Here is a 14713-nt window from a genome sequence, read left to right on the forward strand (position 1 = left end):
CAAACTTTGGGAGATCACATCATGTATGAAGTCATTGGCAGCCCCACCACACGCGCCTTTCGTGTCTTGTGGGCTCTGGAAGAGCTCGGCCAACCCTACACCCTCGTCAAAGAAGGCCCCCATTCCGAAGCGGTGCTGGCGTTGAACCCGTCGGGCAAGGTTCCGGTGTTCAAGGATGGTGATCTTGTCCTGACCGATTCCACCGCCATCATGACCTATCTCGCGGATAAACACGGCGGCCTGACCCACACCGCCGGCACGCCTGACCGCGCGCGTCAGGATGCGCTGACGCATTGCATTCTCGATGAGATTGACGCCGTCCTGTGGACCGCGGCGCGCCACAGTTTCATCCTGCCCAAAGAGCATCGCGTTGCTGATGTGAAACCATCGCTGATGTGGGAATACGCCCACAACATCGAACGGTTGATGAACCGCCTCGAAGGCCCCTACCTGATGGGCGACACCTTCACGATTGCCGACATAATTCTCACCCATTGCGGAAGCTGGGCCAAGGTTGCGGGCTTTCCAACCGACAACGAAGCATTTGCAACCTACATGCGCAACTGCCGGAGCCGCCCGGCCTTTCAGAAGCTGACAGGCAAGTAGGCAAACCCGCCATTGACGCGCCTCGGATCACTCACCAGAGTGCGGGTATTGAATGTATGATTTCCCAAAGGAGTTCCGAATGAAACGCGTCATTGCACTGTCTCTTGTCTCCCTCGCTCTTGCTACTACTCCCGCTCTGGCTGGCAACACCAGCATGAAGGATGGCAACGGCAACAAGCTTCGCATCAATTGCAAGAACAGCGGCTGTCTTGTTCAGACCAAGGAAAAGGGCGGCAAGTGGAAGAAGGAAAAACACGACGGCGGCCGCGAGAATTATCTCAAGCTGGTCGATGAATATAAGAAAAAGGGCTACAAGTAGTCGCCTAAAACGGCCGGGGGCGCCCCGTTTGGGGCACCTCCGCAATACCGACGTAATACCGACGTAATACAGATAGCCTCAAACGCCGCAAAAATGCGCCGCGTTCTGCCCCGCCCATCTGCCCGTCGCAAGGCAGGCCGTCAGCAGATAGCCACCTGTCGGGGCCTCCCAGTCCAGCATCTCTCCGGCGGCAAAAACCCCCGGTTTCGCAGTTAGCATCAATCCCTTGTCCAGCGCCTCAAGGCGGATGCCACCGGCTGTCGAAATCGCCTGATCCATCGGTCGCGGACCGGCATGTCTGATCGGCAACGCCTTGAGAACAGGAGCTAAATCCGTCGGCAAGGGCCGTGCGAACTCCATCAGCAGCGCCTGTTTGACCGGATCCAGCTTGAGCGTTTTGCGCAGGAAGTTCGCCATGCTTGCCTTGCCCCTCGGCCGGTTCAACCTCTGGCGCAACGCCTCTTCGTCAAGATCCGGGAACAAATCGAGGAAAAGCGTTTCCCCCTCCCGCATCCGGCGCGACACCGCATAGATACCGCCCCCTTCAAGCCCCTGTTCGGAAACGACAAATTCACCACGAACCCTCTGATCACCAGCCATCAGAGCAACGCCCTTGACCGGCGCACCAAAGTGTTTCGCCATATGCAGGGACCAGTCGACAACAAAGCCCATGTTCGCGGGCTGAAACGGCGCTGTCGGCACATCCAGAAACCCCGCCCAGGCCCCATCCGACCCCAACCGCGCCCAACTCGCCCCGCCACAGGCCAGCACGGTCACATCCGGCGCTATCTCTTGCACGCCCTCGGGTGTCTCGAAGCGATACGCGCCCCCAACCCAGCGCCAACGGGTGCGGATTTCCACACCCTGCCCCGCCAGTCGCGCCAGCCAGGCCCGCAAAAGGGGCGAGGCTTTCATCATCTTCGGAAACACCCGTCCGGTGGAACCCGTGAACATCTCCTGCCCAAGCCCTTCGGCCCAGGCAACGGTCTCCTTGGGCCCAAAGGCTTCCAGCATTGGCCGCAGCACCGGCCCCGCCTCCTCGAAAACGGACATAAACCGTTCAAAAGGCTCATCTTTCGTGAGGTTCAGCCCCGACTTGCCAGCCATGAGGAACTTGCGGGCAACCGAAGGTTTCGCCTCGGCCACAACAACGCGCAATCCTGCCGCAGACATCTCGTCCGCCGCCATCAGACCCGCAGGTCCGGCCCCGATCACAAGTGCTGTTTTCATTTCATACGGGTTCGGATTTCGCCCTTCACCTGCACCACACGCTGCGGGAACGGGATCTCGATATTATGCGCCTTCAGGGCGTTCCAGATACAGAACAGGACGTCCGAGGTATACTTGTGCCGCCCGTCGTCGATCCCGTTCACCCAGAACTCGACCGCGAACTCGATGCCGCTGTCGCCAAAGGCCCGCAGCTCGCAATCCGGCGGAAAAGGCTCGCTCAGAACGTCCGGCATCGCCGCCACCGCGCTTTCAACGATATCGGGCACCAGGTTGATATCCGTGTCATAACTCACCGAAAACGGCGCCTCGTAGCGATTGGCCGATCCGCTGTCGGAATAGTTCACCACCCGCGTCGTGATGAAATCCTCGTTCGGCACAACAATCCACTTGCCGTCATATGTCTCGAGGATCGCCGCCCGCGCGGTCATCTTGACGATGGTCCCCGCCTCGCCGCCATCCAGTTCGACATAATCGCCAACGGTTGCCTGCCCCTCCAAAAGAAGGATCACGCCGGAGATAAAGTTCGAGGCAATTTTTTGCAGGCCGAAACCAAGACCCACACCAATCGCGCCCCCCAGAACCGCAAGCGATGTCAGCGAGATGCCCATGATGTTCATGACCAACAGGAAGGCCAGGCCGAAGATCGCGATCTCTGCGGCCTTGGCCGTCAGTTCGCGCATCGCCGGCCGCATCTCTTCCTGCCGCTTGATCGCCGCCGCGGTCTGGTCATTCGACCACCGGCCCAGCCAGAAGATCGCGCCGCCAACCAGAACAAAGCGGATCAGGAACAAGAGCGAGAAGGACAGGTTACCTAAAGGCACAACCGTCTGGTCAAGGCGCGTCATCACCTCGTCCAGAAAGCCCACCGCGTAAAGCGCAGCGACCGGCAACAGGAAGTACTTGCCCAGAACCTTCAGAAGCGGGTCCTTGATGACCTCGTTCACCAGGATGCGCGCCGCGAGGAACATGAAAACCCGCTTGCCAAAGGCAATCACCGCCCCGGCATCAAAGATCGAGCGGGTCACGGTCTCACCGATCCCGGTGAGGCCATAGGCCAAGAGGGGCAGCATCAGCGGCAGGAAAGTCAGGATGAACCGGCGTGTCTTGGCGATGACATTGGTTTTTTCATCCGGCGGGGTCAGCAGGCGGTCCAGCACCGGCTGCAACCTGCGCGTCAGGAACAGCGCCAGCAGGTAGGCCGCCACCAACAGGCCGAACTGCGTCCAGGCCTGGGGGCTCAGCAACCATTCCTTGGCCACGTCCCATCCCTGCACCGCGTAACCCTGTGCCTTCTCGAGGATTTCCGTCTGATCCACGCTACCTAACCCTTTGAACTTACCAATACTTGGGTCATTCTCATGCCCGACCACTCCGAAGGACACAAGAAAAACCCCGTGTCAGACCCGATTTGCCCCCTATGCGGGCGTCCTATCCCCCCGGATGCACGCCAGAGCATGCACCACCTGGTGCCGCGCCTCAAAGGCGGCAAACATGGACCAACGGTGCTCTTGCACCAGATCTGTCACAATGAAATCCACGCGACCTTAAGCGAAGCAGACCTTGCGCGCGCCTATTTCACCATCGATGCCCTGCGCGCCCATCCGCGGCTAGCCAAGTTCGTTCGCTGGGTCGCCAAACGTCCGCCGGGCTTTCATTCCAAGACGCCCGGGCCACGGCGCAAACGATGATGGCTTCTTCTTGGTCCAAATATCCCCGGGGTGAATTGCCCCGTACGGGGCAAGAGGGGCAGCGCCCCTCATGCCATTGCCTCAGCAGCACAATTCCTTGATGCCACGCGCGATCTCGGGTTTGGCCGCAAGCGTATCGGCGGCGATGTCACGTGCGGTCTCCAAAAGCGCCTCGGGCGCAACCAGCCGGTCCACAAGACCGAATTGCAGCGCTTCCTCGGCAAGGATCTTCTGCCCGCCCATCAGGATCAGCTTGGCACGGCTTGGTCCGATCAGCGCCGCCATGCGTTTCGGGTCCGACGGCTGAGGCAGGAAACCCAGCTTCATCACCGGATAGAAGAACTTGGCCGTAGGCACCGACAGACGCAGGTCACAGGCCAGCGCCATACCCATCGCGCCGCCTGCCAGCGTGCCGTTCAGCGCGGCAATCGTCAGCCCCGGAAGCGCCGCGATATTGCCCGAGAGCCGCTCCCACACATCCGACGTCGCCAGACCGGCGCGCGCCTCGTCAAGGTCGGCCCCTGCCGAGAACACCTTGCCTTTCCCCGTCAGGATCAAACCGCTTGCCTCCTGCGCGGCCTCGGCGATGTCGGCCAGTTCCGAAAGCATTGCATGGGTCAGTGAATTTGCCTTGTCCGGGCGGTTGATTGTGGCAATCCACAGCCCGTTTTCTTCCTTGGTCAGTTCGATCATGTCAGTCCAACTTGTTTGCGAATATCCTCATCCCGCAGCGAGATCTCGTCACCAAGCCAGGAATCGGCCTCGGGTCCGCACATCCACAAAAGGCACTTGGCGGGCCATTCCGGCGGGATGTGGTCGGACCAGTCCAGCTGGCTGACCGGGTTGATTCCGCTGGCCTTGATCTCGCGCTGCATCTCGGTGGCCACGGTTCCCGGGCTCAGGCCAATGGCGCGAATGCCCTTGTCGCGGGCTTCCTTGTCGACACAGCGGGTCAGCATGTTCACCGCCGCCTTCGAGGCACAATAGTGGCTCCAGGCTTCAACCGGTCCATGCGCGGCACCTGAACTGATGGTGAGGATGCTGCCTCCGCCGGCCTTCTCCATGATCGGCATCACGGCGCGCATCCCGTGGTAGACCCCCTTGAGGTTGATGTCGATCACCTGTCCCCAACCTTCGGGATCAGAGGCATCAAGGTGCGAAATCGGCTCGATCACGCCTGCGTTGTTGATCAGGATATCTGCACCTCCAAAGCGGGCGACGGCCGCCTGTACCGCAGCCTCGACCTGCCCATAGTCGGCGACATCACAGGCGACGGCCATCGCCTTGTCACCGATTTCCGCCGCGATCCGCTCGATTGCCTCGGCGCCACGCGCCAGCAAAACGACGTTGGCCCCCGCATCGGCGAAAACATGCGCAGCACTTTCCCCGATCCCGCGGCTGGCGCCCGTGATCAAAACCGTTTTTCCAGTCAAATCCACCATATCGTAACCTCCCTCCCTGAATTCTCTTCCTCTGGTAAACCGCGATCCCCCGGTCGTCCAGAGGTTGCCCCTTGACCCCGTCCTTCTGGAGTCCGAAGCTTAGGGAAACTTTCATCAGGGAAGAGACTCATGAATTTCTTGAAAAACATGGGCTGGACGGTTCCGGCCACGCTCGCCATTTCCAGCACCACCGCTTTTGCAGACGTCACGCCCGAGGATGTCTGGGCCCTCTGGCAAGATTACCTCACCTCCTCCGGTTACGAGGTGTCGGCCGACACCTCGACCTCCGGCAACGTTCTGATTGTCGACAACCTGACCCTGTCGATGGATCACGGCGAGGACATGGGGGGCTTCAGTGCCCAGATGGGCACCATGACCTTCAGCGACAACAAGGACGGCACCGTGCAGATCGGCTTTGCCGACAACATGCCCCTCACCATGAGCATGACCGACGGGGAAGAGCCGCTCGATCTATCGATGGTGGTGTCCTACATCGGTCTCGACATGGTGGCTTCGGGCGTACCGACCAACCAGAAATACGACTTTACCGCCGACAACATGAAACTCGCCCTGACCGAAGTGGTCGTGGATGGCGAAGCCGTTGAAAACGCAAGCTTCAGCATGGATTTCGCTGGCTCCAAGGGCACAAGCAGCCTCGCCATTGCAGGTGACATGATCGAAACCATGCAGGCTATGACGTCCGGCGCCATCACCTTTACCGGTGCCTTTTCCGAGCCGGGCGAAGGCAGCATGAACGTCAGCGGCAACTTTGCCGATACGATGCTGTCCACGAGTGCCAGCCTTCCTATCACCGAAGAGCCAAGCTCGGATCCCCTTGCCATGTTCTATGGTGGCATGCAGGGCACCACCAAGTTCACCTCGGGCGTCTCGACCGTATCGCTGTCGGGGCAGGACAACGACGGACCCTTCCAGATGGACGTCAGCGCCGCGTCAAACGCGCTGGAATTCGATATGGACAGCGATCACATTCGCTATGACACCGGTGCCGAAAGTATCGCCATGACCATGTTCGGCGGCGGCATCCCCTTCCCGCTGTCCTTCGAGATGGCAAGCACCAGCACCAATTTCGAAATGCCGCTGTCGCGGACCGAAACCCCCGCCCCCTTCGCGCTTGGCGTAACCTTTGCAGACCTTTCCGTTCCCGAAATGCTCTGGGGCATGATCGATCCGACCGGACAGTTGCCGCATGATCCGGCCACCGTGTCGATCAACATCGGTGGCACGGCCACACTGTTCGGCGATCTGCTCTCCGAGGACGTGATGGAAAGCGATGACATTCCGGGCGAGGTCAACACCGTCACCGTCGAAAACCTGCTGCTGCGCATCGCCGGTGCGGAACTGACAGGCGCGGGTGCGGCGACGCTCGACAACACGGACCTCACCACCTTTGACGGCATGCCCCGTCCCGAAGGCAGCCTCTCGCTCAAACTGGTGGGCGGCAACAAGCTGCTCGACACGCTGGTTGGTATGGGTCTTGTCCCCGAAGATCAGGCAATGGGCGCACGCATGATGATGGGCCTCTTCGCGATCCCGACTGGCGACGACCAGCTTGAATCGACGCTGGAGATCAACGCCGAGGGCCACATCCTCGCCAACGGCCAGCGCATCCAGTAAGCGCCACACGACTTGGACCGATCGGGGCGGCACCATCACGGAGCCGCCCTTTTCGTACCCGCGCACTTGCACCACTGGCAAGCACGGTCTACCTGATTAAGCAACAAAAGATGGGGCACTCATGAGCGGACACTTGGAAAACCTGGCGCAGGCGATGCTTGAGGCGGCGAAAAAGGCCGGTGCAGACGCGGCCGACGCCATCGCCATTCGCGGCACCTCTGTTTCGATCGACGTGCGCGGCGGGGCTCTTGAACAGGCCGAACGCTCAGAAGGGACCGATCTTGGCTTGCGAGTTTTCCTCGGGCAACGTCAGGCCAATGTTTCCGTCTCGGACACAAGCGCAGAGACCATCGCCACAATGGCGGAACGCGCCGTGGCAATGGCAAAGGTCGCGCCGGAAGATCCCCACATCGGACTTGCCGATCCGGGCCAGCTTGCCACGGGTTGGGATCTGGAGGCGCTCGAACTTTACGACCCCACCCCGGAACCCGCAGCCGAAGCCCTTCAGCAAGACGCCGTAGAGGCCGAGGCCGCCGCGCAGGCCGTCGAAGGCGTCACGCAGGTGCAGGCCGCCAATGCAGGCTTTAGCAGCAGCGAGGTCTTCCTTGCGGCCACCAACGGGTTCGCGGGCGGCTATGCCAGAACAAGCCGCGGTCTTTCCTGCGTCGCCATCGCCGGCGAAGGGGACCGCATGGAACGCGATCACGACGGCGACGGGCGCACTTTTCAGTCCGACATGCGCGATGCCGCCGAGATTGGCCGTGCCGCAGGTGAACGGGCGGTGGCCCGTCTTGATGCCGTTCAACCGCCCACCGGCGCCTATCCGGTCCTGTTTGACGAGCGTATCTCGGCCTCTCTGGTCGGGCACCTTCTGGGGGCTGCCAACGGGGCCAGCATTGCGCGTGGCGCGTCATGGCTGCGCGACTCGTTGGGGGAACAAGTCCTTCCCAAGGGCCTGAGCATTCTGGAAGATCCGCACCGCCCACGCATCAGCGGCTCGCGCCCGTTCGATGCTGAAGGTCTTGCGACCCGCAAGCGCGCAATTGTCGAGGATGGCGTGTTGCAGGGCTGGACCCTCGATCTGGCAAACGCCCGCAAGCTCGGACTGAACCCGACAGGCAACGCGGCGCGGGGTGTCTCTTCGCCCCCGTCGCCCTCAACCTGGAACATTGCCCTGACGCAGGGCGACAAATCCCGTGAAGACCTTTTGCGCGACATGGGCACCGGCCTTCTGGTAACCTCCCTGATCGGCTCCACGATCAACCCCAACACGGGCGATTATTCGCGCGGGGCGGCCGGGTTCTGGGTCGAAAACGGCGAGATTGCCCATGCGGTGAACGAATGCACCATCGCCGGCAACCTGCTTGAGATGCTGCGCGGCATCACCCCGGCCAACGACGCGAGGAGTTACCTGTCGCGCGTTGTGCCCTCGCTTCTGGTAGAAGGTCTGACCCTTGCCGGAAACTGACCTCAAACTCCTGATCGAGGCCGCCGAGGAAGCGGGGCGCATTGCCCGCCGCTTCTCGGGGCCAGTTGCGCAAAGCTGGGATAAACCTGATGGCGCGGGGCCGGTGACCGAGGCCGATCTTGCCGTCAACGAAATGCTCGAACACGAACTGCGGGCCGCGCGCCCCGACTATGGCTGGCTCAGCGAAGAATCCGCCGACAACCAGGACCGGCTCTCGGCAGAGCGCGTTTTCATCATCGATCCGATCGACGGCACTCGTTCCTTCATCGAAGGGTCGAACACCTGGGCGCATTCTCTTGCCATCGCCGAGAAAGGCGAGGTGATCGCGGCAGCGATTTTCCTGCCGATGCGCGACAAGCTGTATACGGCTGCGCGCGGCATGGGGGCGTTCCTCAACTATGAACGCATCCATCCCACCACCCGCGCCGACATCACGGGGGCCAGCGTGCTTGCCGCCCGCCCGACGATGGACCGCCAGCATTGGCGCAACGCGCCCCCAGCGATGGACCGCAGCCATCGCCCGTCGCTTGCCTATCGCACCGCCCTTGTGGCGCAGGGGCGCTATGACGCGATGTTCACGCTGCGCCCGACATGGGAATGGGACATTGCCGCAGGCGACCTGATCCTGCGCGAAGCAGGGGCCAGAACCTCGGATCGTTTCGGGGCGCCATTGGTTTTCAACAACCGCGACCCGCGCCAGAAAGGCATGGTCGCGGCAGGTCAGGGCATTCATCCCAAGATCACCGAAGCCCTCGTGCCGGAAGACGCGGTTCCGCGCATTTAGGCAGTGGCATACCGCTGCACGAAGTTGCGCAGGATCACCTCTGGCGCATGAACATCGGCGGCACGGCACATCGCCACCAGCTTGTCTGCGTCCTCGGGCGGGAAGTAACCGCGATGCTTGTAGATCCCGATCCGCACCTCGAAGCCGTCGCTGTCCGCCTCTGGGTGGAACTGGGTGGCATAGACGTTCTCGCCAAAGCGGATCATCTGGTAAGGGCAGGTCGGTGAACTGACAAGGTGCGCACAGCCTTCCGGCAGACGCTGCACCGCTTCCTTGTGGCCAACAAAGGCCTGAAAATTCTCTGGAATACCCTGCATCAGGGGATCGCTTCGCCCATCGTCTGTCAGGCTGCAATCCGCAGTTCCGACTTCCTCGCCATAGTTGTCCTTGTTCACCACCTTCGACAGGTGATGGCCAAGGATACCGATCCCGTAACAACATCCCATGAACGGGAAATCCCGTTCGGTGATCTCGGGCATCAGGCTTAGCACCGCGTCTTCGATCTGCTTCTCGACAGGGGATTTCTTGTCGAGCGGATCACTCACACACCCCGGCCCTCCACCAACGATCACGCCTGAATAGTCATCCAGCGACAGGTTATCGGGCAATGCCTCCTGATCCAGACGGATGCGCACCACGTTTTCTTCCTTCAGATCCCCCTTGCGCAGAAACGCCTGAAACTCGTCATCCGAGGCTTCGGTTTCCGGGCGCAGTTGCAGGATCAGGAATGGTTTCATCGTCGTGGCCTCATGGCAGTTCGCTTCCCGTCGAAGTGCCGTATCGCATGGCGTGCGTCAACCGTGCACACTGCCTGCGGCTTGCCGAAAATTGCCGCATCCCCCTCTCTTGTAGCCCACAGGCGAAACCCCTAGTTTGCCTCAAGGCCCGACCGGAGACATCAATGCACATTCGCTTTTCCGACACCTCATTTTGCTGCAGGGGCAGATGTATGGTGGGTACGGTATGACGCGGTCTCTTGGTCTCTCCGCCTACTTGGCCTTTGCACGCCGTCAGGCTAGCACGCTCGAGGCGATATCAGAACAACGCCCGGATGGCGGCTTGCTTTGGCTGCACTGCTCCGAGCCGGAACGTATCACCGCGCTGGCCCAACTTGGGTTGCGGTTGATCGGCCTGCGCGGCGGGCTTTCCCTGATGCTCAGCACCTCGCCCGGCACAAAACGCCCTGCCAATCTGCCGGACAAGGTGATCTGGCAGGAAGGACCGTCCGAGAACCCCGCCGACATCCGCCTGTTTCTCGATCACTGGAAACCGGATGCAAGCCTCTGGCTTGGCCCCTACCTGCGGCCGGCCCTGATTGATGCAGCCCATCGGCGCGACATTCCAACTATCCTTGCCGATGCCGATCAGGTGATGATCGAAAACAGCCGCTGGCGGGTCATTCCCGATCCGGTCAAGGCAACGCTGGCGCATTTCAAGACGATCCTCGCAGGCTCTTCCGAAGCCTATGGCAGGCTGCGCCGCCTGTTTCCGACCGGCAACAAGGTCCAGAAAAGCGGGCCATTGCTCGAAGACTGCCCGGCGTTGCCCCATTCTGAAACCGATCTCGAAGACCTCTCGGAAACACTGTCCGGCCGTCCGCTCTGGCTCGCATCCCGGCTTCAGCTGACCGAGCTGCGCAGCATCCTTTCGGCACACCGGGCGGTCGGACGCCTGACGCACCGGATGTTGCTCGTCGTCATCCCCGACAACGCCGCCGACGCGCCAAGGTTCCTTGAGGCCATTCGCGAAGATGGCTGGCGCGTGGCCAGCTGGGATGATGGCGAATTCCCCGACACCAACACACAGGTTGTCCTGAGCGGTGATCCTCGTGAACGCGGGCTTTGGTATCGCGTTGCCCCTGTTACTTTCTTGGGCAGTTCGCTGGCCCCGGGCCACGGAGGCCGAAACCCGTTTGAACCTGCCGCGCTTGGCTCGGCCGTGCTCTATGGACCGGGGGTGCGCCGCCATCTTGGCAGCTATACCCGCTTGGCCAAGGCCGGGGCGGCCCGTATTGTGCGCGACACCGACAGCCTTGCCACCGCCCTAAGCCACCTGACAGCGCCCGATCAGGCGGCGACAATGGCCCATGCGGGTTGGGAAACCGTTTCAGAGGGGGCCGAAGTGTCTGACCAGATCATCACGCTTGTGCAGGACACGCTGGACGAAAAGGGGCTGTCGTGATGCGCGCGCCTTCTTTCTGGGACACCACGCCCGACAAACCCGCCCTGCCCGCAAGGCTGCTCGCCCCGCTGGGCCAGCTCTATGCCAGCCAGACGGCCAAACGCCTCGCGCGTGGCACCGGCACCGCCTATCGGGCCAAAGTGCCGGTGATCTGCATCGGCAACCTGAACGCGGGCGGCACAGGAAAGACACCCACCACCATCGCGATCGCTCAGCACCTGCAAGCTCGCGGACTGACCCCCCATGTCGTTTCGCGCGGGTATGGCGGCAGCCTGGAAGGGCCGGTTCAGGTTGTTGAACGCACCCACAGCGCGGCCGAGGTCGGGGACGAACCGCTGCTCCTGGCGGCATTCACACCGACATGGGTCGCCAAGGACCGCGCGGCAGGTGCCAAACAGGCCGAGGCTGCCGGTGCCGACGTGATCCTGATGGACGACGGCTTTCAAAACCCCGCCCTGCACAAGGATATGTCGATCATCGTGGTGGACGCCCACAAGGGGTTCGGCAATGGCCGCTGCCTGCCCGCCGGGCCGCTGCGAGAACCGGTTGAGGTTGGGCTGTCCCGTGCCGACGTGCTGCTCTCCATCGGTGCCCCCGATGCACAGGCGAAATTCGCCGACATCTGGGCAGACGCCATTCAACTGCCGCATACCACCGGGGCGCTCGAGCCGTTGCAGATGGGGATGGACTGGACCGACATGCCCTATCTTGCCTTTGCCGGCATCGGGCATCCGGAGAAATTCTTCAACACGCTGCGCGGCCTTGGCGCGACGCTGATCCACGGCGAAGCATTGACCGACCACCAGCCCTTTACCCCGGCATTGCTGGCGCGTCTTGAAGCGGATGCACGCCGCCACGGTGCGCAGATGGTGACCACCGAAAAAGACGCCGTGCGCCTTCCCGAGGACTTTCGCCGCAAGGTCCTGACGCTGCCGGTCCGTCTTCAGATTTCGGATTGGTCCGCGATTGATGACTGTCTCAACCGCATTCTGGAGGCGCGGGGCTAAACGCCCCGCCCTGTTCGCTTAGCCGCCCAGCTTGGCGTCGAGGATCTTCTTGAGATCCGCGTAGCTCATGTTCGAGTGCTTCTCGCCGTCGATGATCAGCGACGGGGTGCCCGAAATCTTGTCGGCATTGGTGTTCTTCTCCGACCATGCCACCAGCGCCTTTGCCTTGGCTTCGTCCTGCATGCAGGCTGTCAGGGCATCATCGCTCAGGCCAGCCAAACGGCCAATCTTGCGCAGTTCACCCGCGATGGTCACAGGGTCGCCCGAACGCACCCAATCGCTCTGGCTGGACATCATCAGATCGGTCATGCCAAAGAAACGCTCCTGGCCACCACAACGGGCAACCATCGAGGCCCAGAGGCCAATGCGATCGAAATACACGTCGCGGAAGACGAACTTGACCTTGCCGGTATCCACATAGTCCGCCTTCAGCGGTTTGAGCACACGCTCGTGGAAAGTCGCGCAGTGCGGACAGGTGAACGACGCGTATTCAACAAGTGTGATCGGCGCATCTTCGGCCCCCATCACCATCTCGGTCACGCCCGAGGTGTCGGTTGCATCGGTTGCGTCACTTGCAGTTTGGCTCGACTGCGCGATCTGGGTCTGCCCCACGGTGTCGGCGGTCTCTTTGCCCTGTGTCAGCCACCAGGCGCCACCGGCCACAACGGCCAGCGCAACAACAACTACGGGAATGATGCGGGTCATCGCAAAACCTTTCTAGCGGTTCGTTTTCGTTAGGTAATTTCCAGCCAGCCGCTCTAGCGCCTGGCGCAGCCCCTCATCCTGCACCGAAGCCGCCATGTCGCTGGCTTCTTTCTGGATTTCTGGCTTGATCTCTTTCTTCGCCGCTTTCGGCCTATGGGCAAACTGGGCCTGCCCCTCTGCAAAGCCTGTCGCGGCCGTCTGCGTGATGCGCAACCGTGCAATCGCGTTATAGCCATAAACGGCGTTCACCTTGTCGCGCAGCTTTTCCTTCTGCATCTCCAGCATCGGGGCCTGGGCACCGGTGGTCAGCACCGTCAACGTCGCCCCAAGGCCCTGACGATTGTATTTCACATCCACCGGCTTGCAGATCGCGGCAGTGTCATCCCCCACGATTTCCGCCCAATGGGTCAGAACCCGCGTCACCGCGAAACCACGGCTTTCGCCTGCCTTGCGAATGGTTTCGCGAAGCAGTGAAGACGTTCGGGCAAAGCCTTTGGTCGTGGGGCGGCGCATATGATCTTGCATCCCTTGGTTTGGCGCTATTTTAGTGTCCACGCGGCGCGGTGCCAGCGAAACCGACCAAGTGGAGAGATAAATCTTGCGTGAACATCCGCAATCTTCGGATCTGCTGAACTGGTATGACCGTCACGCCCGCAAAATGCCGTGGCGTGTTGGCCCCTCTGATCGCCGTGCCGGCATCACACCCGATCCCTATCGCATCTGGCTGTCCGAGATCATGCTGCAACAGACAACCGTTGCCGCCGTTAAGGACTATTTCGAACGTTTCACAGCGCTCTGGCCCACCGTCGGCGACCTTGCCGCCGCCGAAGATGCGCAGGTCATGGGGGAATGGGCGGGCCTCGGCTACTATGCCCGCGCGCGCAACCTGCTCAAATGCGCGCGTGTTGTTGCGAACGAACGCGGGGGCGTCTTCCCTGACACTGTCGAGGAATTGCTGACCCTGCCGGGGGTTGGCCCCTATACCGCCGGTGCCATTGCCGCCATCGCCTTTGATCGCCCTGCGGTCGTGGTGGACGGCAACGTGGAACGTGTCATGGCACGCCTGTTCGATGTGCACACGCCCCTGCCCGCCGCCAAGCCCGAACTCACCGAACACGCGACCGCACTTACGCCGCACCTGCGTGCCGGAGACCACGCGCAGGCCGTGATGGACCTTGGCGCAACAATCTGCACCCCGCGCAATCCGGCCTGCGGCATCTGCCCGTGGCGCGACAACTGTACTGCCCGCGTGAATGGCACAGCGGCAAACCTGCCCAAGAAAACCCCAAAAAAGCCCAAACCCATCCGGTTCGGCACCGCCTATATCGCGCGCCGCGTAGATGGTGCCTACCTATTGGAACGTCGACCCGAGAAAGGGCTTTTGGGCGGTATGCTTGGCTGGCCGGGGTCGGAATGGGTCGAGGGGGACACGCCGGAGCACAGGCAACCGATCCGGGCCGAGTGGAAAACACTTCCCACCCAGGCCCGCCACACCTTCACCCACTTCCACCTGCGCCTGACCGTCAAGACCGCGCTTGTCCCGATGGACCGCACCCCGAAGATCGGTGAATTTGTGGACCTTGCGGATTTTCGCCCATCCGACCTGCCCACGGTGATGCGCAAAGCCTTTGATCTGACCAAAGTTTGA

At 61.6% G+C, this 14713-nt stretch carries 16 protein-coding genes; 9 read left to right on the plus strand and 7 right to left on the minus strand.

Translation table 11 applies throughout. From position 1 onward, the window contains the following. Positions 1 to 21 precede the first annotated feature (21 nt). Both NNA36_RS03010 and NNA36_RS03015 read left to right on the plus strand, forming a co-directional pair. On the plus strand, positions 22 to 606 hold the full coding sequence (locus NNA36_RS03010; RefSeq protein ID WP_255104077.1) for a glutathione S-transferase family protein: 585 nt from the start codon (positions 22 to 24) through the stop codon (positions 604 to 606). A 79-nt stretch (positions 607 to 685) separates the two neighbouring features. Further along, on the plus strand, positions 686 to 925 hold the full coding sequence (locus tag NNA36_RS03015) for a hypothetical protein (RefSeq protein ID WP_255104078.1): 240 nt from the start codon (positions 686 to 688) through the stop codon (positions 923 to 925). A gap of 78 nt (positions 926 to 1003) precedes the next feature. On the opposite strand, the gene NNA36_RS03020 is transcribed toward NNA36_RS03015, so the two are convergent. Together NNA36_RS03020 and NNA36_RS03025 are read right to left on the minus strand one after the other, a co-directional pair. Then, positions 1004 to 2155 (minus strand): TIGR03862 family flavoprotein, encoded by a 1152-nt coding sequence (locus NNA36_RS03020; protein WP_255104080.1) that lies wholly within the window; start codon positions 2153 to 2155, stop codon positions 1004 to 1006. Then, the gene (locus NNA36_RS03025; RefSeq protein WP_255104082.1) at positions 2152 to 3471 is read right to left on the minus strand and encodes a mechanosensitive ion channel domain-containing protein; all 1320 of its coding nucleotides are present in this window, start codon (positions 3469 to 3471) and stop codon (positions 2152 to 2154) included. Before NNA36_RS03025 ends, NNA36_RS03020 begins: the two co-directional genes overlap by 4 nt. 78 nt (positions 3472 to 3549) lie before the next feature. Between NNA36_RS03025 and NNA36_RS03030 the strand changes: the two genes are divergently transcribed. Then, entirely contained in the window at positions 3550 to 3843 is a 294-nt protein-coding gene (locus tag NNA36_RS03030) for an HNH endonuclease (protein ID WP_255104391.1), read from the plus strand. A gap of 81 nt (positions 3844 to 3924) precedes the next feature. Here NNA36_RS03030 and NNA36_RS03035 read toward each other — a convergent pair whose 3' ends face one another. Then, positions 3925 to 4536 (minus strand): enoyl-CoA hydratase/isomerase family protein, encoded by a 612-nt coding sequence (locus NNA36_RS03035; RefSeq protein ID WP_255104084.1) that lies wholly within the window; start codon positions 4534 to 4536, stop codon positions 3925 to 3927. Continuing rightward, positions 4533 to 5285, minus strand: coding sequence for an SDR family oxidoreductase (locus NNA36_RS03040; protein WP_255104086.1), 753 nt, complete (start codon positions 5283 to 5285; stop codon positions 4533 to 4535). The genes NNA36_RS03035 and NNA36_RS03040 overlap by 4 nt, the downstream gene beginning before the upstream one ends. Positions 5286 to 5414: 129 nt before the next feature. On the opposite strand from NNA36_RS03040, the gene NNA36_RS03045 reads away from it, so the two are divergent. The 3 genes from NNA36_RS03045 (at position 5415) to NNA36_RS03055 (ending at position 9172) form a co-directional block, all read left to right on the plus strand. Beyond that, a complete protein-coding gene (locus NNA36_RS03045) occupies positions 5415 to 6920 on the plus strand; it encodes a DUF2125 domain-containing protein (protein WP_255104088.1) in 1506 nt (501 codons plus the stop codon). Between the two features lie 121 nt (positions 6921 to 7041). Beyond that, complete coding sequence (locus tag NNA36_RS03050) at positions 7042 to 8388, plus strand: TldD/PmbA family protein (RefSeq protein ID WP_255104090.1); 1347 nt, start codon at positions 7042 to 7044, stop codon at positions 8386 to 8388. Continuing rightward, the gene (locus tag NNA36_RS03055) at positions 8375 to 9172 is read left to right on the plus strand and encodes a 3'(2'),5'-bisphosphate nucleotidase CysQ (RefSeq protein ID WP_255104092.1); all 798 of its coding nucleotides are present in this window, start codon (positions 8375 to 8377) and stop codon (positions 9170 to 9172) included. The genes NNA36_RS03050 and NNA36_RS03055 overlap by 14 nt, the downstream gene beginning before the upstream one ends. Here NNA36_RS03055 and NNA36_RS03060 read toward each other — a convergent pair. After that, the gene (locus NNA36_RS03060) at positions 9169 to 9909 is read right to left on the minus strand and encodes a glutamine amidotransferase (protein ID WP_255104094.1); all 741 of its coding nucleotides are present in this window, start codon (positions 9907 to 9909) and stop codon (positions 9169 to 9171) included. The two genes, NNA36_RS03055 and NNA36_RS03060, sit on opposite strands and share 4 nt — an antisense overlap. A gap of 226 nt (positions 9910 to 10135) precedes the next feature. Between NNA36_RS03060 and NNA36_RS03065 the strand changes: the two genes are divergently transcribed. Together NNA36_RS03065 and lpxK are read left to right on the plus strand one after the other, a co-directional pair. Beyond that, complete coding sequence (locus NNA36_RS03065) at positions 10136 to 11353, plus strand: 3-deoxy-D-manno-octulosonic acid transferase (RefSeq protein ID WP_255104096.1); 1218 nt, start codon at positions 10136 to 10138, stop codon at positions 11351 to 11353. After that, positions 11353 to 12360, plus strand: coding sequence for a tetraacyldisaccharide 4'-kinase (lpxK, locus tag NNA36_RS03070; protein ID WP_255104098.1), 1008 nt, complete (start codon positions 11353 to 11355; stop codon positions 12358 to 12360). The genes NNA36_RS03065 and lpxK overlap by 1 nt, the downstream gene beginning before the upstream one ends. An 18-nt stretch (positions 12361 to 12378) precedes the next feature. On the opposite strand, the gene NNA36_RS03075 is transcribed toward lpxK, so the two are convergent. Further along, the gene (locus NNA36_RS03075) at positions 12379 to 13065 is read right to left on the minus strand and encodes a DsbA family protein (protein ID WP_255104100.1); all 687 of its coding nucleotides are present in this window, start codon (positions 13063 to 13065) and stop codon (positions 12379 to 12381) included. Between the two features lie 12 nt (positions 13066 to 13077). Further along, the gene (locus NNA36_RS03080; RefSeq protein ID WP_255104102.1) at positions 13078 to 13578 is read right to left on the minus strand and encodes a DUF721 domain-containing protein; all 501 of its coding nucleotides are present in this window, start codon (positions 13576 to 13578) and stop codon (positions 13078 to 13080) included. An 85-nt stretch (positions 13579 to 13663) separates the two neighbouring features. On the opposite strand from NNA36_RS03080, the gene mutY reads away from it, so the two are divergent. After that, entirely contained in the window at positions 13664 to 14713 is a 1050-nt protein-coding gene (mutY, locus tag NNA36_RS03085) for an A/G-specific adenine glycosylase (protein WP_255104104.1), read from the plus strand.

Source organism: Shimia sp. CNT1-13L.2, from assembly GCF_024331145.1.
In the GTDB taxonomy this organism is placed as follows: domain Bacteria; phylum Pseudomonadota; class Alphaproteobacteria; order Rhodobacterales; family Rhodobacteraceae; genus Shimia.